The sequence below is a fragment of the Pedobacter jaeyakensis genome (genome assembly GCF_054461315.1).
This window is the reverse complement of record NZ_CM136921.1, coordinates 369,514-389,748: the sequence shown is the minus strand read 5'-3', so window position 1 is coordinate 389,748 and position 20,235 is coordinate 369,514. Positions and strand designations below refer to the sequence as shown.

Annotated in this window: 12 protein-coding genes; 5 read left to right on the top strand and 7 right to left on the bottom strand. The window is 41.3% G+C overall.

Going from position 1 to position 20,235, the window contains the following annotated elements; all coding sequences use genetic code 11:
- Positions 1-2: 2 nt before the first annotated feature.
- The 6 genes from ACXZ1K_RS01855 to ACXZ1K_RS01830 all read right to left on the bottom strand — a co-directional run bounded on the left by ACXZ1K_RS01855 (position 3) and on the right by ACXZ1K_RS01830 (position 7,419).
- Entirely contained in the window at positions 3-800 is a 798-nt protein-coding gene (locus ACXZ1K_RS01855; RefSeq protein ID WP_458971681.1) for a glycoside hydrolase family 16 protein, read from the bottom strand.
- 3 nt (positions 801-803) lie between these two features.
- On the bottom strand, positions 804-2,894 hold the full coding sequence (locus ACXZ1K_RS01850; RefSeq protein WP_458971680.1) for a S9 family peptidase: 2,091 nt from the start codon (positions 2,892-2,894) through the stop codon (positions 804-806).
- A 133-nt stretch (positions 2,895-3,027) separates the two neighbouring features.
- Positions 3,028-4,092 (bottom strand): branched-chain amino acid aminotransferase, encoded by a 1,065-nt coding sequence (locus ACXZ1K_RS01845; protein ID WP_458971679.1) that lies wholly within the window; start codon positions 4,090-4,092, stop codon positions 3,028-3,030.
- Between the two features lie 65 nt (positions 4,093-4,157).
- Positions 4,158-5,114, bottom strand: a complete 957-nt coding sequence (locus ACXZ1K_RS01840) for a tryptophan 2,3-dioxygenase family protein (protein ID WP_458971678.1) — start codon at positions 5,112-5,114, stop codon at positions 4,158-4,160.
- A gap of 35 nt (positions 5,115-5,149) precedes the next feature.
- Entirely contained in the window at positions 5,150-6,448 is a 1,299-nt protein-coding gene (locus ACXZ1K_RS01835) for an HAD-IB family phosphatase (RefSeq protein ID WP_458971677.1), read from the bottom strand.
- Positions 6,449-6,450: 2 nt separating this feature from the next.
- Positions 6,451-7,419 carry an NAD-dependent epimerase/dehydratase family protein gene (locus ACXZ1K_RS01830; RefSeq protein ID WP_458971676.1) on the bottom strand — a complete coding sequence of 323 codons (969 nt, stop codon included), beginning with the start codon at positions 7,417-7,419 and terminating at the stop codon, positions 6,451-6,453.
- Positions 7,420-7,495: 76 nt separating this feature from the next.
- Between ACXZ1K_RS01830 and ACXZ1K_RS01825 the strand changes: the two genes are divergently transcribed.
- Together ACXZ1K_RS01825 and ACXZ1K_RS01820 are read left to right on the top strand one after the other, a co-directional pair.
- Positions 7,496-8,677 (top strand): formimidoylglutamase, encoded by a 1,182-nt coding sequence (locus tag ACXZ1K_RS01825; protein ID WP_458971675.1) that lies wholly within the window; start codon positions 7,496-7,498, stop codon positions 8,675-8,677.
- Between the two features lie 96 nt (positions 8,678-8,773).
- Positions 8,774-9,922: a redoxin domain-containing protein gene (locus tag ACXZ1K_RS01820; protein WP_458971674.1), complete on the top strand. Its 1,149-nt coding sequence runs from the start codon at positions 8,774-8,776 to the stop codon at positions 9,920-9,922.
- A gap of 363 nt (positions 9,923-10,285) precedes the next feature.
- Here ACXZ1K_RS01820 and ACXZ1K_RS01815 read toward each other — a convergent pair whose 3' ends face one another.
- Complete coding sequence (locus ACXZ1K_RS01815; protein WP_458971673.1) at positions 10,286-10,816, bottom strand: OmpA family protein; 531 nt, start codon at positions 10,814-10,816, stop codon at positions 10,286-10,288.
- A 308-nt stretch (positions 10,817-11,124) separates the two neighbouring features.
- On the opposite strand from ACXZ1K_RS01815, the gene ACXZ1K_RS01810 reads away from it, so the two are divergent.
- The 3 genes from ACXZ1K_RS01810 to ACXZ1K_RS01800 are packed head-to-tail and all read left to right on the top strand — an operon-like array spanning position 11,125 to position 20,226.
- A complete protein-coding gene (locus tag ACXZ1K_RS01810; protein ID WP_458971672.1) occupies positions 11,125-12,228 on the top strand; it encodes a glycoside hydrolase family 88/105 protein in 1,104 nt (367 codons plus the stop codon).
- Between the two features lie 10 nt (positions 12,229-12,238).
- Positions 12,239-13,987 (top strand): alpha-L-rhamnosidase-related protein, encoded by a 1,749-nt coding sequence (locus ACXZ1K_RS01805; RefSeq protein ID WP_458971671.1) that lies wholly within the window; start codon positions 12,239-12,241, stop codon positions 13,985-13,987.
- A gap of 50 nt (positions 13,988-14,037) precedes the next feature.
- Complete coding sequence (locus ACXZ1K_RS01800; protein ID WP_458971670.1) at positions 14,038-20,226, top strand: alpha-2-macroglobulin family protein; 6,189 nt, start codon at positions 14,038-14,040, stop codon at positions 20,224-20,226.
- Positions 20,227-20,235: the final 9 nt, after the last annotated feature.

Below are 20,235 nucleotides of genomic sequence, written 5' to 3'. Positions count from 1 at the left end.
TTCTAATCTAACTTAAATACTCTTACATAATCTACGTAATACTTTTGAGGAAATATGCTGTCATCAATGGGGCCTCCCCATTCGCCGCCTACTGCCGTGTTGATCAGTAAATAGAGTGGGGCAGTAAATGAGTTTTTGTAAGCTGTTTCAGGAGCTTTCATGCTGAAATAGAACTGATCATCTACAAAGACTTTTATGGAGTCTCCCTGGCGCTCTAATCCGTATACATGATATTTTTTATGAATATCTTCCAGAAGAATCTTATTTCCCTTTGCGCTATGTTTATTGGATTGTGAAGAAGTACTGTCCCACCAATGCAGGTTAGCATGAATGGTGCCTGGTGTATGGCCAACAAATTCCATAATATCAAATTCCACACATTTTGGCCATCCTACCTGGTTGGTGTTTGTACCCATCATCCACAATGCAGGCCAAATGCCTTTGCCAAATGGAAGCTTCGCTTTGATTTCTACCCTAATGTTGCCTTCAAAAGCCTTTTTGTTAAGCGTATTGATGCTCGCTGAGGTATACCCGGCGTTCTTATAATTTTCCTTTAAGGAAGTAATGACCAGTTTACCCCCTTTTACTTCGGCATTCTCCAGACGGTCTTTGGTGTAATACTGTTTCTCAGAGTTTCTGATGAAACCCGTTTCATAACCCCATTTTGTAGAATCAGGCAAGCCCTTGTAATTAAATTCTTCACTCCAAATCAATGTTTTCTTTTGCTTTGGCTTGGTGGTTTGCGCAAATGCATTTACAGATATGAGGAGGCCAATGGCCAGGATTGCTGTTCTTTTCATGGCTTATTTTAATAGTTCTGCCGGGACTGGTTTATTGAGTAGGTTTTGGTAGTAGAATCTGATTCTCTCGGCTCTATCGTGAGCTGCCTTAGCCGTTCCAAATCCGTGTCTGCTGCCCGGGTAAATCATCAGCTCAAAATGCTTGTTCAGATTTGTCAATTTATCAACCAATTGAATGGTGTTTTGCACGTGAACATTATCGTCCATATCGCCGTGCATAATTCTGAGCAGTCCTTTGTATTTATCAACATAGGTTAAAACAGAAGCATTTTTATAGCCTTCGGGATTTTCTTGCGGAGTATCCATAAAGCGTTCTGTATAGTTGGAGTCATACAGTTCCCAACTGGTAACGGGTGCACCGGCATAACCATAGTCGAAATCATCAGCACCCATGGTTAATGCCAGGCAGGTCATGTAGCCGCCGTAGCTGTGGCCGGTTATCAACAGCTTTTTATTGTCTACCCAGGATTTTGCTTTTAACCATCTTGCTGCGGTGGTATAGTCTTTCATTTCCCATTTACCAAGGTTGCGATGCATCAAGGCAACTCCTTCCTTTCCAAATTGTCCAGATGCACGATGGTCTACCGAAATCTGTATCACCCCTTCATTTGCCCACCATTGATTTCCGATACCCTTCCAGGTATCTGTTACATTGCCTGCATTGGGACCGCCATAGATACTCATCACCACAGGGTATTTTTTTGTCTGATCAAAATCAGTTGGATAAGTAATCACAGCGGGCAAGTTGTAACCATCATCCGTAGGGATTGTAATCATTTCAGTTTTCCCAAAGGTGTAGTCTGCGTAATCATCCGCTTTACTATCACCAAGTTCTTTTATGATGTTGCCTTTATTGTCTAGCAATGTTCTTTTTGAAGGAGTGGTAACATTGGAGTATGTGGTGATGAAGTGCGTGCCATTTGGTGACAACTGGATTTGGTGCGTATAGTCTCCGAATGTAAGGCGTTTCATGTTTTTGCCATTATAGCTTACGCTGTAAAAATCGGTGCGTGTAGATGCTTCCTTTCTAGCCGTAAAATAAACCACTTTATTCTTTTCATCTACATGGATCAGGTTACTTATCTGCCATTTACCGCTGGTAATTGGATTGATCAATTTGCCGTCAAGTGTGTATAGGTAGAAGTGTGCCCAACCCGTTTTATCGCTTTTAAGAATATAATGTTTCTTGTCTTCCAGGTATTCTATTCTTCCATCATAGTCTAGATCTACCCATGAGGATTGCTTCTCATCATAAATCTCTTTTTTTGCCCCCGTTTCTGGGTTTACTGAGTAAAACTTTAGGTTGTCCTGCCCACGGTTTACCCATTGTACCATCAGGTTACTGCCGTCGAAACTCCAATAGGGAGTGCCGAAATATTGGTCGTCTTTTTCATTAAAATCTGCCCATGTTACTTCGCCACCTGTGGTCTTTACAAAGCCAACTTTTACGGCCGGGTTGGGATCGCCGGCTTTTGGGTACCTAGTCTTTTCTACATAACCATGTTGACCAGTGGACCCGTTTATAGGAAACATAGGCACTTTGGTATCGTCAAATCGCATAAACGCGAGGTGCTTGCTGTCTGGCGACCACCAGAAGGCTTTATAGTTGGTGGCCCTGCCCAGGATTTCTTCATAATAAACCCATGAAGAGTATCCGTTATAAATCACATCTGTTGCATCAGTCGTATATCTGGTCTCTTTTAGCGAAGAAACATCCACCGCATAGAGATCGTTGTTGCGGGTGAAAGCCACATGCTTTCCATCAGGAGAAAGGGTTGGGTTCTTTTCCAGATCGGTATTTTCTGTCAGGCGTTTTGGCTCAGCAGTACCATATTGAATAAAGATATCGTTGTCTTGAATGAAGACCTTTATATTACTTTTTGGAGGTGGAGTATAGGGTGATCTTGCGCCTGTTTTAATGTCGACCGCATACAATTGTTTATCTTTTGCGTCTACTTCAGTATAATGACTCTCATCGGCCCATCCGGTAACGGTGTTGATCGGTTTTGTGAGTGAGGGCTGCCCTTTAAATATCTGATCGGAAGAAAGCTTTTTTAGCTGCGCCTGAAGTTGGGCATTTAAAGAAAGGGACATGGTTATACAAATTAAAAAGACTTTGCGCACGGTGTGTATTGGTTTATTGTTTAAAACAGAATATCGGAAGGTACAAAAAAAGGCGTCTTTGAACAAAGACGCCTTCTAAAACTATATTAATATATAAAGTATGTTACACAATCCAGTTCCAACCAAACTCATCAGGAATTAATCCATAACGGATATCGTTTAGTGTCTTTGCTATTCCCGAAGAAATTGTCCTGGTTGAAGGATCTGTCAAAGTATATATTTTACCGTTGTAGCCAATCTCTCCAATTGGAGTTACGGTTGCTGCAGTACCAGCAGCAAAGGCGTCTGTAACGGTACCATTTTCGATGCCATCAAGAATCTCTTTTACGCTTACACGTCTTTCTTCTACCTCAATACCTTGATGTTTTGCTAGTGTAATGATGGTATCTCTGGTTACGCCATCTAACACGGTGCTTCTAACAGACGGAGTTACCAATTTGCCATCAATCACAAATATCAGGTTGGCCGTTCCGGCTTCTTCAATATATTCATGAGATACTGCATCGGTCCAGATCAACTGATCAAAACCTTCTTTTTGAGCTTCGGCAAAAGGATATAGGGAGCGGGCATAATTACCAGCAGTTTTGGCAAAGCCAACACCGCCTTCATCGGCACGCGTAAATTCTGTTTCTATTTTAACCTTTAATGCTTTGCTATAATAAGGTCCGGTCGGTGTAGTTAATAATGCGAAGGTATATTTGTCGGACGGTTTAACGCCCAGGTAAGGATCGGTAGCGAACATTACGGGACGAATGTATAGAGAATATCCATCTTGTGCAGGTACCCACCGCTCATCGATTTCTATCAAGGCAGCAATTCCCTGCATAAAAATATCTTTAGTTATCGCAGGCATAGACATACGCGTAGCAGATTTATTGAAGCGCTCAAAGTTCTTATCGCCCCTGAAGACGCTAATCTTTCCGCTTTCCTGACGGTAAGCTTTCAGGCCTTCAAAAATTGCTTGTCCGTAATGCAATGCAGAAATCGCTGGACTCATCGGAATTGGGCCGTATGGCAATACTTGCAGGTTTCCCCATTCACCATTGTCGTATTCAGCGATAAACATATGGTCGGAAAACACCTTTCCGAAAGGCAATTGTGAAAAATCAGTTACTGTTAACCTGCTTTCAGCAGCTTTGGTTATCGTTATGTCCAGTATATCATTCATTATAGTAGTGCTTTAATGCAAAATTACAGAAAATTATCTAGGTAAGGGTGAGCGGGGTTCTTATTTTATTTCTGATGCTTCAATACCTCGAGCACCCAGCCCTTACCCCATTCTTCCATTTGTGTTTCGGTCCAGAGGAAGGGGTAGAATATTCTTTTTTGGAAACGCGGAGGCAGGTATTTCTGCCAGTTGGTGCCGCCTGTTGCAGCAATGTCAACCGGGTCTCTTTCCAGGTATCGGACTGCGGATTTATAATGAGAAAGCGGCCATTCTACGTTCACAAAAATATCAAGCTTTCTCAATTCATCTTCCAGCATTGTTAAGTCGTGACCCTCTGCTTTAAGTTTGTGATAAAGCGCAGAGAAATTGCTTTCTTTCCTTTCTTTAACCAGTTGAAGGAACTGATCTGCGTATTTATTAATGAACTGTTTAAGCGTTAACGTTTGCTTTCCGCTGGCCAATTCTGTGGCGCCAAATTTCCAGTAAATGTTTTCAAACTGTTCCTCAATTGGCGCATCACGGAGTTCTTCCCTTTTACTTTTGTCGACCAGCCTGATAAAATCAGTCGCACAGATTTCAATCATGCGGTACTGGCCGGATTGAAAACCGCTTGCTGGTAGTAGTGACATCCTAAACTTTAGAAACTGCTCCTTTTCCATGCCGTTAACCATCACCTCAAAGGAAGATACGAGTGCATTGAAGTAGGCATTGATGCGTTTTACCCGATCCGTGAAGAACTGTAGGGTTAATTCCGGCTGCGCTGCAATCTGTTTACATTCGTGCAGGGCGAGCTTGAAATACAACTCAGTAATTTGATGGTACATGATGAAGATTTCTTCATCAGGAAAGGGAGTTTTGGGACTTTGCAAGCTCAGCAAGGTATCCAGGTGAATATAATCCCAATAGGTTAAAAAATCTGCATAAAGCAAACCGTCAAGATAGGCCGACATGTCCTGCCCCATCGCTGCATATTTCTCCTGCAGCTTATCCAGCTTTTCTTTAATCTGCGGTGTAAGTTCCATGAATAGTTAGTTTCCTCAAAGGTAAGGAAACCACGCTAATACAATACCCTGAATTTTATAGTGTGTTCTATCTTTTTTAATGATTTGAACAATTGATCGTCATACTGGGCATTGATGTCGGTAATCACATATCCTATGCTGGAGTTGGTCATCAAAAACTGACCAACGATATTGATGTTGTGACTGGCAAAAACGGTGTTCACCTGGGCCATAATACCAGGAACATTTTTGTGGATATGGATCAGGCGGTGCGATTTATCTATCCTTGGCAACTGCAGATTAGGAAAGTTATTGCTCAAATGCGTAGTACCTGTATTCATAAAATCGATCATCCTTTTCGGGATGAAATTGGCATTCCTGGGATTGTTCTTAAGGTCATCAAACACCACTATTCCTTTTTCTGTACAAGTGGCAAGGTCAAGTTTGGTTTTGATGTTGCCCAGGTAACCTACTGTCTTTAATTTTACTGCGCGGTCTAGCTTTTCTGGCTCAAGTTTCTCTCCTTCGCCCAGCAGCATCATGTGTACGTCGGCAACGTATTTTTCTTCAAAGGTTGACTTCTGGCGGATGGAAAAGCCGTCCTTCTTTAATAGATCCACACTCTCGGCCGGAACTTCGCCTATAACCAGGCATAAGATTCTGTTCTTTGGATAAGATATCGCTCTAGGGAGGTTATTCACATAAAGGAATTCATCGAAACTAGGAGTAACATGGTCAGCCTTTTCAACAATACTTTCTCTAGAAATGTTCTCTGTAAAAGCATAGAATTTCTTGATGAGTCCGCTTTCTCTCAATTGAAAATCAGAATACCCGTCGCCAATTCCATATAAGTTGCCTTCCAGATTCATTTGCCTTACCAGTTTTACCTTACCGCCTTCCTCACTTAACGGGTTGGCATGGTCGTAATCTATGATCTTACCATCACCAGTTGTTACGAAGGTATTGGCGTAAATATTTTCTTTTTTAATGTGGTATTGGCTAACTACGGGAGTTATAAATTCTTTAAATCCACCAGATACAATCAGCACTTCATCGGCATGATCTCTGAAAAATGCAGCATTGCGGGAAAAAGAAGCCGATACCTTCTTTTTTAATCGGGTAATGAGCTGCTTTAGGTGCTCTTCGTTGGCTTCTAAAAGTCTGACCCTTTGAGCAAGGCTTTCTCCAAATGAAAGTTTTCCTTCCATGGCGAGGTTGGTGTAATCCTCTATCTTCTGGAAAATTGCTTCCTTTTCAGGATGTTTTTTTAAAGATATTCGTGCAAGTTCGTCGAGCGCTTCAACCTGGGTAAAGGTGCTGTCAAAGTCAATGATGTAGTAATTTTTTTGCTTCATTTTTAAATAAGCTTTAAGCTGTTGCAAACTTCCTGTATGCTTTGCTTAAGTGGTTTAAATTTTATTCCGATGGTCTTTTTAATCTTTTCGTTGCTGTAGAGGCTTTCATTTAAACTACTTCTGGCTGCATCGCTGGTTAGTGCAGCAGGTTTGCCAGTAAATAGAGCAGCAAATTTGGCTGCTCGCCAGGCGATGCCCAACATCCATGGACTGGCTTCTTTTGCTGGCGCCTTTACACCAAATTGATGGGCAATTTCGCCAAAAAATTGCTGATAATGATAATTTTCTGCCGAAATGGTAAAGCGTTCATTGCTGATGCTGCTGTTCATCAAGGCGATCATGCTTTTGGCAACGTCTTCAACATCTACAATGCCCGTTGCTCCCTTAGTATAAAAAGAGAGGCCGTCCAGGATGAGCTTAAAGATCGCTCCGCTTCCTTTAAAACCTGCCCCTGCTCCTATGATTACGGAGGGGTTAACAATTATTGCATCCAATCCTTCAGCTATTCCACGCCATACTTCCATTTCTCCTTCATATTTAGAAATGGCATAGCTATGTGCTTTTGAGTCATATTCCCAGAAATCCTTCTCTGTGATGAGTCCGCCCTTACCAGCGATTCCAAGCGCTGCAACAGAACTCACATGAAGCAACCTAACGTTATTCTCGATGCACAGATTTACAATGTTACTGGTGCCTTCAATATTAACCTTGAGTAACTGCGATTTATCTTTCGGATCAAATGATACCATAGCCGCACAATGGTAAACGTGGTCTATCCCACCAAACGCTTCTTCGAGACTGGCAAAGTCGAGTATATCTGCATTCACCCATTCAATGAGGTGATTCTCTTTTAAACGCAGCGGTATCTGAGAACCCTCTCGCATTAAAGCCCTTACAGGTACTCCGGCGGAGGTTAATTGGTATATGAGTTCTGATCCTAAAAATCCAGTAGCACCGGTTATTAATATCATTTCAATTTTTTAGGCAGGTTTATTTAAATGTTTGAGCTCAAAAATAGATATTTGATGCCATACATTTAAGTGCTATATGTCTTTATCAGATTTTTTTTCACCCTTAAGTAATGACAAGTTTACGCCAAAGGCTGGTTTTTATACCAGTCAGCTAGGGTTGAAAGCTACCTTCTTTACAGATACTTTTCCTGAACTGGAAGAACAAAGATTTGATATTGCAATTTTTGGGGTGCTGGACGACCGCGCGGCAAAGGATAATGAAGGCTGCGCATTAGGTCCTGATTACTTCCGCGAACAATTTTACAGTCTTAATGAAGGTCCCTATACTGTACGTCTTGTCGATCTTGGTAATATCAAGGCGGGGGCTACCCTATCAGATACGTATGTGGCATTAAAAATGGTGGTCTCCGAGTTGATCAAGCTGAACATTTTACCGGTAATTTTGGGGGGTGGACAAGACCTTACCTACCCGCAATACCTGGCTTATGAATCTCTGGAGCAAAAGGTAGACCTGGTAGTGATAGATAGTAAATTTGATCTGGACGAGGAGGACCAGGAAGGATTAACCGCACGTTCGGATACTTACCTTAATAAAATACTGTTACATCAACCTAATTACCTGTTTAACTTTAGCAATATTGGTTATCAAACCTATTTTGTGAATCAGGAAAGCTTGAAGGTAATGAGTAAGCTTTATTTTGATGTACATCGATTGGGTGAGTTTGCTCAGGACATTTCGCTAACAGAACCGATAATAAGAAATGCCAACATGATCAGCTTTGATATCGGCGCAATACGATCATCAGATGCAGGTGCTAATGCAAATGCGAGTCCCAATGGATTTTATGGAGAACAGGCATGCAGGATTGCCAGGTATGCAGGGATGAGCGACAAACTGACATCAATCGGATTTTATGAATTTAATCCTGCTTTCGATCAGAATGGACAGACTGCCATGCTGCTTGCCCAAATGGTGTGGTACTTTATAGATGGTTTTTACAACCGGAAGAAGGATTTTCCATTAACCCCAAAATCTCAGTACCTCATCTATCGTGCTAGCCTTAGTGACGGGACAGGGGAGATGTTGTTTGTAAAGAGTAAGAAATCTGATCGATGGTGGATGCAAGTTCCTTATCCGGTAGGCATTTCCAAGAATGAACGTTTTCATCTGGTTCCATGTAGATACGATGATTATGCCATTGCCGTAAATGGGGAGATGCCGGATTTATGGTGGCGTACTTACCAAAAGCTACTATAATTTTACATTTAAGCCTTATTTTTAGTATCTTATCTTACTATATTTGGTTATCCATAAAATAATGGATACAATCTCTAACTAACTGCATAAGAAAATATGAAAAGAATGATTTTGGCGGCCATTTGCTTACTGCCAATTGCTGCAATCGCACAGAGTGGTTTTACCGTTAAGGGTAAAGTTGCAGATTTGAATGCTCCTGCTAAGGCTTACCTGAGTTACAGGGCAGGTTCAGAACAGGTACTGGATTCTGCAACACTTAAAAATGGTGAATTTAGCTTTACCGGTAAAGTAACTTCTCCATCTTCTGCCAGTATCCGTGTAAAGCATGACGCTGCCGCTGTAGACCCTGCAAAACGTACCGCTGTGGATGTTTTAACTCTTTATCTTGAAAACACAACTATTTTAGTTACCGCTCCAGATTCGATAAAAAATGCAAAGATCAAAGGATCTTGGGTTAATTGGGATAATCAACAGTTAAAGGATGCTTTGAAGCCTTATACACTTCAGATGAACGCATTGAATGCGGAATACATGGGCAAATCGCCTGAGGAACGTAAAGACAAAGCGTTTATGGATAGGTTGAACGGACAAGCTGATCAAATTAGCAACAAGATGACTGAGGTGAACCGAAATTTCGCTTTTGCCAATACTAAAAATTACATGGGTCTTGTTGCCTTCCGCAGCTATATGGGTTATGACATTGACGCTGAGAAGTTTACACCAGAATTTAACCGTTTTTCTAAAGAGGTTAGAAGTACTATGCTAGGGCAGTCGATCGCTACTACATTAAATGCAGCTAAAATGAGTCAGGTTGGTCAGCTGGCCATGGATTTCACTCAAAACGATGTGAATGATAAGCCTGTTAAGCTTTCTGATTTTAGAGGAAAGTATGTATTACTTGATTTCTGGGCTTCCTGGTGCGGACCTTGCCGTGCTGAGAATCCTAACGTGGTAACTGCTTTTAAAACTTACAAAGACAAGAATTTCACGGTATTGGGTGTTTCTCTGGACCAACCAGGAAAAAAAGAAGCATGGCTTCAGGCAATTGAAAAAGATGGCTTGACATGGACGCATGTTTCTGATCTGAAATTCTGGGACAATGCTGTTGCAAAGCAATATGGCATACAGTCGATCCCTGCTAATTACTTAATTGATCCAACAGGAAAGATTGTTGCTAAAAACATCAGAGGAGAAGAGCTTCAGAAAAAATTGAGCGACTTGCTTGGCGGTACTAATGCAAAATAACCGTTCTCTTCTAAGGCTGCATCAACAATCGCGCTGAAGAAGCGCAATGAATGCTATGCCTTTTCAGAGAAGGTAATTTTTCTGGGAAAGGTATTATTGAGAAGAGTTAAGCAAAAAGGCTTGAAGATTTAATCTTCAAGCCTTTTTTATTCTGCTTTGCTTCCCTGAAAATTCAGTCTATTCATGAGCTAGCAGTTGTTTTCACTTATTTTGCTTTGCTTCCCTGAAAATTCAGTCTATTCGTGAGCTAGCAATTGTTTTTACTTATTTTGCTTTGCTTCCCTGAAAATTCAGTGTCTGGGAGAGGGCATAGCGTCTTTCCCGATTTTTCATCGGGAATTATGCAGCCCGAAAGCAGATCACTTAATTTTGTCTTTTAATCTCCACCCTTCTGTTCATTACTCTTCCCGCTTCCGTTTTATTGTCTGCGATTGGTTTAGCTTCGCCATAACCTTTAATTGTGAAGTTGTCAGCATTCAAGCCACCATTAACCAGGTATGTTTTCACAGAATTTGCACGGTCTACTGAAAGTGACATATTCCTTTCTGCCGATCCTTCTGCGGATGAATTTCCATTTAATACAAACGTTGCAGATGGTTCTTTTTTGATCTCTGCAATCACTTTGTCTAAAATAGGATAAGAAGAGGTCTTCAATACATCCGAATTGAACTCAAACTGAACATTGCTAAAGTTAAAATCTGGTTTCTCAACAGGTGCTGGTGCTACCTTTTCTTCAACTGCCACAGGAGCTGGTGCAGGCTTCTCAACCGGAGTTTCTCTTACTACGGGAGCCGGAGCAGGCTTAGCAGCAAGTTTTTTTGTTTTGCAAGAGTAAAGGGATAAAGTTAATAGGCCCAATACCGCCGGCATCAACATCATTTTTGTTAGTTTCATTTTTTGTGTTTTTGGTTTGAAAATTAATAATTGCAAGCATAAATCGTAAAAGTAGATTTTACTCTACAAATATTGTAACAATACAGTTATAATAACGGTTTAAAATGTGTTTTCTTACCACAAATGACGCTTGACTACTTAAAGTCTCTTTATAATGGAAGAAATTCTTTTTCAGGAGTATGATAATCAGGCTGATATTTAGCTAATTCTAAGATCTCAAGTACGATTATTTCTGACCAATCAGTACTCAGCAGGATGGTTATTAAAATAATTATTACTACGTTTAAAAAGCCGAATTAAACACAATTATGAACCGAATTTTAGTAACGCTGCTATTTGTAGTCTATTCAAGCCTATCCTTTTCTCAGAATAGCCCCAAACTTTTAAAAGATTCCATTATTCGAAATATGAAGAAGGTTGCCGACTGGCAAATCAACGAGTTTAAAGAAGGAAGGGTAAAAATACCGAAAACCAATTGGGAAAATGGCGCTCTTTACGCCGGTATGGTTGCTTTAAAGTCAGTTGATAACGATAAAGCTTACGACGATTTCTTATATGGAATTGGAGAAACAAACAATTGGGATATGGGCCGCAACAGGTTGTTTGCAGACGATTACTGTGTTGCCCAAATGTACACGCAAATGTATATGCAGCATAAAGATCCAAAGATGATCGCCAAATGGGTGGCACTAGCCGATACCATCGTGCAGCATCAATATAATGAGCCTTTAAAAGTTGCGCCAGATATTAACTTGCGGGAGTGGGCCTGGTGTGATGCACTTTTTATGGGGCCACCTGCACTTGCATACCTTTCAACTGCAAAAAAGGATCTGAAATATTTAAAAAAAGCAGATTCATTGTGGTGGAAAACATCTGCTTACTTATACGATAAAGACGCCCATTTGTACTATCGTGACAGTCGCTTCTTCGATATGAAAGAGCAGAACGGAGAGAAAGTATTTTGGTCGCGAGGGAATGGCTGGGTAATGGGCGGATTAGTTAGAGTACTAGAGAACATGCCAAAGAATTTTGTAAGTCGTAAACTTTATGAAACCCAATTTAAGCAGATGGCAGGGAAAATTGCCAGTTTGCAACAAGCCGACGGCAGCTGGCACGCGTCTTTACTAGATCCGGTAACCTTTAGCGAAAAGGAGACCAGTGGAACTGGTTTTTACTGCTATGCAATTACCTGGGGAATAAGAAATGGACTTTTGCCCAAGCAAAAATACCTGCCGGTAGTTGAGAAAGCATGGGCTGCCCTCACTTCGTCTATACACCCCGATGGAAAGTTAGGCTATGTTCAGAAAGTGGGCGACAAGCCCGGTGCGGCAGGTTACGACAATACCAATGTTTACGGAGTTGGCGCATTGTTGTTAGCTGGAAGTGAGCTGTATCAAATGAGTAAAAAATAAAACCCCTTATATGCTAATTTTTAAGAGCCCGAGATCCATTTTCCTTTGCTGCGCATTGATCGCAAGTGGTTTATCAGCTGTGCCTGCCATTGCACAAATCTCCAAAAACCCCATCATAGAACCAACCGTTAGAGAGCGGATCACCCCAATCCGCATACTTTGGAAGAGCGAAACAGGAGACCGCATTTCCAATGCAGAAAAACTACTGAAAGTAGGCAATGGGCAATCTGATTTGAACTCAGGTAACCTCTGTGTATTAAAGAGTGATGCAACTGTAAAGCCAGGCCTGTTGTTGGATTTCGGTAAGGAATTGCATGGTGCTCTCCAGCTGGTTACAGGGATGTGGCCAAGCAACAAACCAGTGCAGATCAGGGTAAGGTTAGGAGAATCGGCTAGCGAGGCCATGTCGGACGTAAAGACTTCGAGTGCCACAAACGACCATGCCATGCGTGATTTTGTGACTTCAGTGCCATGGTTGGGTAAACTAGAGTTCGGAAATTCGGGATTTAGGTTTGCGAGGATAGACTTGGTAGATACCAATAGCACATTAGTTTTAAAAGAAGTTAATGCATTGGCAGTTTACCGCAACATCCCTTATTTGGGATCATTTAAGAGCAGTGATACTTTATTAAATAAGATCTGGGCCACTGGTGCATATACTGTACATATGAACATGCAGGATTACTTATGGGATGGAATTAAACGCGACCGTTTAGTATGGGTTGGCGATATGCATCCAGAAGTAACCACCATCAATGCTGTTTTTGGTAATAACGAAGTGATCGCAAAAAGCCTTGATTTGTCTAGAGACATTACCCCTTTACCTCAATGGATGAACGGCATTAGTGCGTATTCTATGTGGTGGATCATTATCCATAGGGATCTATATAAAAGCAGTGGCAACCTGGCCTATCTTCAAAGGCAGAAAAAATATTTAATTGACTTGCTTAATCTGTTGACCACAAAAATTGGCGACGACAATACAGAAAACCTCGAAGGAAAGTTTCTAGACTGGCCATCCAGCGAAAACAAACCAGCCATCCATGCCGGCTTGCAAGCATTAATGGTGATGTCGCTAAATGCAGGAGCAGAAATGTGTATCACCCTAAAAGAACCTGCGGCTGCGGCAAAATATAAAGCGGCGATTGAACGCTTAAAGAAAAATGCACCAGACATCAACGGCTCTAAACAAGCTGCAGCGCTTTATGCATTGTCGGGATTAATGTCTACAGAGAAAGCAAACAAAGTGATTTTAGAGGGTGGAGCTAAAAACTTCTCGACATTTTATGGTTATTACATGTTGCAGGCGATGGCTAAGGGAGGTAATTACCAGCAGGCGATGGATGTGATTAAAACCTATTGGGGCGCAATGCTAAAGCTTGGTGCCACCACCTTCTGGGAAGACTTTAATATGGATTGGATACCAAATGCTAGTCGGATAGACGAATTGGTGCCTGCGGGAATGGTAGACGTTCACGGCGATTATGGCGCCTATTGTTATGTTGGTTTCAGGCATAGTTTGGCACATGGCTGGGCTTCTGGTCCAACACCTTGGCTAACAGAACATGTGTTGGGTATCTCTGTAGTAGAACCGGGTTGCAGGGCAATCAAAGTGCAACCGCATATGGGCGACTTAAAATTTGCTGAAGGCAGTTTTCCTACTCCTTACGGCGTGGTAAAAGTTAAGCATACTAAACTGGCCAATGGCAAGATTGAATCGGTGATTACCGGTCCGAAGGAAGTGCGCATTATACGATAAGCTTTTATGGAATAATCCATTAAAGCTCATCTTGATTGAAACAACCAAATATGAAAAACGCTCTACGATTTGTATTTTTAATCCTGGTCTCTTGTATGCTTCTGCAAGATGTTGAGGCACAAAGGAACACTTCTGAAGAATTTAAAAATGACTTTTACAGGGTGGATTCCCTTGCAACTAATAAGAAAAATGAAGCGGCATTGCAGCTCATCCTGGACATTGGAATAAGGGCTCGAAAAGCCGGAAATACCCAGGCCGTTATCAAGTCGGTAACTTTACGGATGTTGTTTCAGAGCTATCTGAAAGGTAATGATCTTGCCAAACACATCACATCGCTTAGGGAAGATATAGCCCAGGCAAAACAACCAGAAAAGAGTATTTTACAATCAATTTTAGGCGAAGCCTATTGGAGCTATTACCTCATCAACAAATATAAAATAGCTCAGCGAACTGAAATTCAGGGCGATGAAGGACAAGACATCACGCTTTGGTCGGCCAGTAAATTAGAGCGGGAGGTTTGCGATACCTATCGCCATTCCATTTCTGAAATTGCAAGACTACAAGCGGTAAAAGTAAAAGACATTCCAGATATCCTGATTGGCGATACTTCAACAAGTTATCTTAGGCCTACGCTTTACGATGTGTTGGGACACCGTGCCCTGGCAGTGCTAACGGCTTATCAATTGTCGGGAAACTCCGTTAGTGGAATAGCTGATAGTGTGGAAAATATCTATAAAACCTTGCTCAATTACCATTTGGATCATGGAAATAATGCTGCCTGGGCCGATTTGTCATTGATCAAGATAAAACAATCTCGAGATCTTAACGTTAATCAGCAAAAGTATTTAAATAGTCTAACCGAACTGTTACCTAAAGCAGAGGGCACTGAAATTTACACGGATGTCTTGTATGAAATGGCTGCTGTCTATAAACAGGGAAACGTGGGTATTTCTGAGAAAACGAACCTCATTACAGCAGTGGAGCTTTTGGAAAAAGGAATCAAAGCTTTTCCAAAAAGTAATGGTGCTAAACGGTCTGAGCGTTTAATTAAAGAAATTAAGGTAAAATCCTTAAGGATGGAGTTAAGGAGTAACATCATACCCAATACTCCTGTGCAGGTTCAGTACTATCACAAAAATGTGGACTCGATATATCTTAATATTTTCAGGATCTCCTCATTAGCAAGTGTTAATTTTTTCGATAACAAAGACAACTATATTAACTTTATAAATACCAGAACACCCATCAAAGCTTACGCACTTAAAGTAGGCAGGGATGTCGATTATCGCGAACACTCCACTGGGGATTATTTTGAGGGATTGCCACTTGGCAGTTACGTTCTTATTGCTCAGAACCATCGAATTACTGACACGCTAAATCATGAGCTTGTCAATAGCGCAACTAAATTCATAGTTTCTAATCTGGCCGTTTCCAGCAGGATGACCGATCGCGGCATTCAGTATCGTGTATTAAATAGCAGTACAGGTGAGGCGTTAAAAGGTGTTAAAATAGATAATGTATTTTACAAGGATAGAGATAATTTGACAATCCCAAGTTCAATTGCAACTACAGATGAAAAAGGTCGCGCAAATGTTTCTTTTGATCAAAACAGCGGTAATTCAATCATTACACTAGAAAAGGATACAAACGTGGTCTCATTTTATGGGGGGTACTATCGTGATAGGCCGGATCGCCGAAATGTTCTGTTCTTCAAAGACAGACCGATATATCGACCCGGACAAAAGGTTTTCTTTAAAGGACTTGTTATAGCACGCAACGAGCACAGTACTAAGATTATGCCGGGTGAAAAAGTGGAAGTTAGTTTTGAAGATGTGAATGGAGAAGAAATCCAAAGTAAAACTTTCAAGACTAATGACTATGGTACATTTCAGGGCTCATTTGACATTCCATTAGGGAAACTTAATGGGACGATGCATATTACAACGGATGACGATCAAACAGAGGTTCAGGTAGAAGAATATAAGCGGCCAACATTTGAAGTGCTCTATGAACCCTTTAAAGGTCGCCTGAGATTTAATGATACCGTAACTGTTAATGGAAAGGTTAAAATGTTCGCAGGCTACAACGTATCTGGAGCAGTTGTCAAATACCGCATTAGAAATAGGGATAGCTTAGTAGCTACAGGCACTGCATTAACTGCTGCAAATGGTACCTTTGCTGTTAAGTTCCTGGCGGTAACAAGCAAAAACAAAAATTCTGTTTCTTATAATATTAATGTTGATGTTACCGACAATAATGGAGAAACGCGGTCGGCAACTAAGGATTTCAATGTTGCTGAAAAGGATTTAACTGTTTACTTTCCCAGGCTTCCAGCTGATATAATGTCAAGTCAAGCATCAGACAGTATTATTTTAGTAGCTAATAGTGCTAATTATGAGCCGGTAAAAGCAAAAGCTACAGCCCGGTGGGTGATGCTGCAGGCGCCAGGCCGGCTTGCTCTGAATGAGAGGTTTCGATTGCCAGAATATTATACACATAGCAAGGAAGAATTCCTTAAAGCTTTTCCTTATCTCCAATACAGAAACGAGTTGGATAAATCAACTTGGAAAGAGATAACCACAACTATAAATCAACCGGCAATTAACGACGGTCAGCGAATCATATTACCAATCACCAAATCCGATTTCAAACCAGGATTCTATAAACTTTATGTGGAAACCATATCAGAATTCAATGATACGGTTAACACTGAGCACATCTTGAGGATGTACGATCAAAAACCAGAGACCATTCTGGAGATGAACGAATGGTTAGTGTCTGAAAGCTACTCCGTAAAGCCTAAAGAAAATGCGGTTTTTAGATTGGCTGGCTTACCCGGATCAACTGTTCATTATGAAGTACTATACCAAGATTCCATCATGGAAAGCGGCTCGGTAAAGGTTGGCCCGCTTCAAACAGTATTGAGCATTAAGACCAGGGATAGCTATAAGGAAAGGTATGCGGTACAATTTACCATGTTAAGGAATGGTATTTCGAACAGCGAGCTGCGCACGGTCTTTATTAATGATGCGGATAGGCAGCTTCAGGTTAAGTTCCTGAGTTTTCGCGATAAGCTGGACCCGGGGCAAAAGGAAACATGGAAATTGCAGATCAGCAGTAAAGCAGGAAATGCAAAAATGGCTGAACTTGTGGCTACTTTATATGACGCCTCTCTGGAGCAGTTCCGTAAAATGGATTGGAATTACTATACACCAGAAATTAGCTACTATAGATTTTCATGGGAAAGCAGATCATCTAACAGGGCTTACGGACAACCGCTTGCATTCCTTACCATGAGGACTTCTTTTCAAGGAGTTCCAATGCGCGCTTATCAGCGTTTAGATTATAAAGGCTTTGAGTTTAACCGTCCGGTCAACCGTGGTTTTGCCAACTACCTGGATAATATCAGGATAGAATTGGGAAAACGTGACGTGATTGCCGGTAACAACTTGCTGAAAGTATTAGCCAGAGGTAACAACTACTACGGCATGGTTACCGATACTGCAGGATACGTACTAAAGAGTGTTCCCGTTTTTTTAAACGGAAAATTGGTCTCATCTACTGATAGATATGGGTTATACAGTGTAAAGGCCAAACCTGGCGATAATCTTACCATTAAAGGTTTTGGCTTTGCTCCTTATACCATAAAGTTAGGCGGCAATAGAAGGTTTGATTTTACCCTTTTGGATGCAGGGAATAACTTATCAGAGGTTACCATCAGGGGATTTGTTAAACGTACCCGTGAAACCACTACAGGTTCAAGTTATATAGTTCAGGGAAAGGAGGTTGCTGATGTGCCTGTAGGGAATGTTGAGCGGTTATTACAAGGTAAAGTCGCAGGTCTTAATATACAGAATAATAGAACGCCGATAGAAGAAATTAAGATTAAACCAGGTAATAAATTGGTAAATGTGGTGCCGCGTACTAATTTCAGCGAAACTGCCTTCTTCTATCCTCAATTACTGACTAATGCAGCCGGTGAGATTAATGTTGAATTTACCATTCCACAATCTTTAACGCGATTTAAAATGATGGGCTTCGCCCATACTAAAGATTTAAGTACACTGAAGTTTAGTCGCGAGCTCATCACTCAAAAACAACTCTCTATTTCGGCCAATGCACCAAGGTTTTTCCGTGAGGGAGATACCATCTCTCTTTCTGCCAAGCTAAATAACCTTTCCGGGAAAGCATTAAAGGGCAGCGCCGCTATAGAACTTAGAGATGCGATTACCGGTAATATCATCAATATTTTTCAAGATAAATCTGTACCAGAACAAAAGTTCAACTTAACCAATGAGGGAAGTCAGGCAATCAAATGGTCACTCGTCATCCCCAAAGGAATAAGCGCAATAACCTATAAAGTAATTGCCGCATCAGGCAAATATACAGATGGAGAAGAGATGACTATTCCAGTCCTCAACAATTCAATGCTGGTAACAGAAACCATGACGTTGAACGTTAGAGGTAACCAAAGCAAAACCTTTAACCTGGAAAAGCTAACACAATCAGGAAGTTTAGCAACCATGCGCAACCATGCCCTAACGTTAGAGTTCACGGCTAACCCGGTTTGGTATGCCGTACAATCCTTACCCTACCTCATGGAATACCCTTACGAATGTGCAGAACAAACCCTAAGCAGGTTCTATGCAAATAGCTTCGCAACAGGCATTATAAACAGTTCTCCAAAAATAAAGGAGGTGTTTGACCAATGGAAAAAACCCGGCAGCGAAACACTGGTGTCAAAACTGGAACAGAACCCAGAACTCAAATCAATCCTACTGGAAGAAACGCCATGGGTTAGAAATGCAGGGAATGATACAGAGCGCAAAAGGCGATTGGCGGTATTGTTTGATCTGGACAGAATGACCAACGAGCTTAACAGTAATTTTGATAAGCTGGAGGGGATGCAATATGCTGATGGAAGTTTCCCTTGGTTTATGGGCATGCCATCAAACAGGTACATCACCCAGCAGATTGTACTGGGAATGGCACAATTGAAATACCTCAAACTGGTGGATGAAAAGAGCTTTCCAAAATACAACGCTGTGCTTAATAAAGCACTTATCTATCTTGACGATCAGTTTTCTAAGGACTATAAGAAAAAAACCAAGAACGATTATGATTACAACTTACCGCTCCATTATCTGTACGCCAGAAGCTATAGCAAGCAAGTAAACAATGGAGTGGAATTTACGCAAGCCCTGAACGCAACTATTAAAGATGTTGAGAAAGATTGGTTGCCGATGAGCATTTACCAACAAGGTCTGGCCGCACTGGTGCTCCAACGCAATGGAAAGCATCAAGCTGCTTTAGAGATAGTAAAATCACTAAAAGAGCGTGCCGCACAAAGTGAGGAAATGGGAATGTCATGGCCGGAAAATAGAAGTGGATGGTGGTGGTACCAAAGTGATATAGAAACACAGGCGCTGATGATTGAAGTATTTGATGAAGTGGCCAATGACGCCTCATCGGTAGAGGAGATGAAGATTTGGCTGTTAAAACGCAAACAAGCTACGGAATGGAAAACTACCAAGGCTACAACAGCCGCCTGTTATGCATTGCTTATGCGTGGGTACAATTTGTTAAATGAATCCGCTGAACCTGAAATCACCCTTGGTGGAAAATCTATAACTCAACTTAACATTCCAATACCAGAAAAAGAAGCCGGGACTGGATACCAGAAATTTTCGATTCCGGGTAAAGATGTAAAGCCAGCGATGGGAAATATAATCGTCAAAAACAACAATAAGACAATAGCTTGGGGAGGTGTTTACTGGCAGTATTTTGAGCAATTGGATAAAATTACTCCGGCAGCCACAGGTGTTCAAATCAAGAAAGAACTGTTTTTAAGGGTTCAAACAGACAAAGGAGAGGTGCTCAGCAGATTAACCCCAACCAACATCTTAAAAACAGGAGACCTCCTTAAAGTAAGAATAGAAATCCGTTGCGATAGGCCAATGGAATACCTGCATTTAAAGGATATGCGCTCTGCGGGTTTTGAGCCGGTTTCTGTCATCTCTCAATACAAATACCAGGATGGACTTGGCTATTATGAAAGTACAAAAGACGCATCTACAAACTTCTTTATAGGCTATATGCCAAAAGGAACCTATGTATTTGAATATCCGCTAAGGGTGAACAATGCCGGTAATTTTTCTAATGGAATTACCACATTGCAAAGCATGTATGCGCCAGAGTTTAGTACACATTCTGAAGGGATCAGGGTAACAGTTAAATAAAACAAAGCA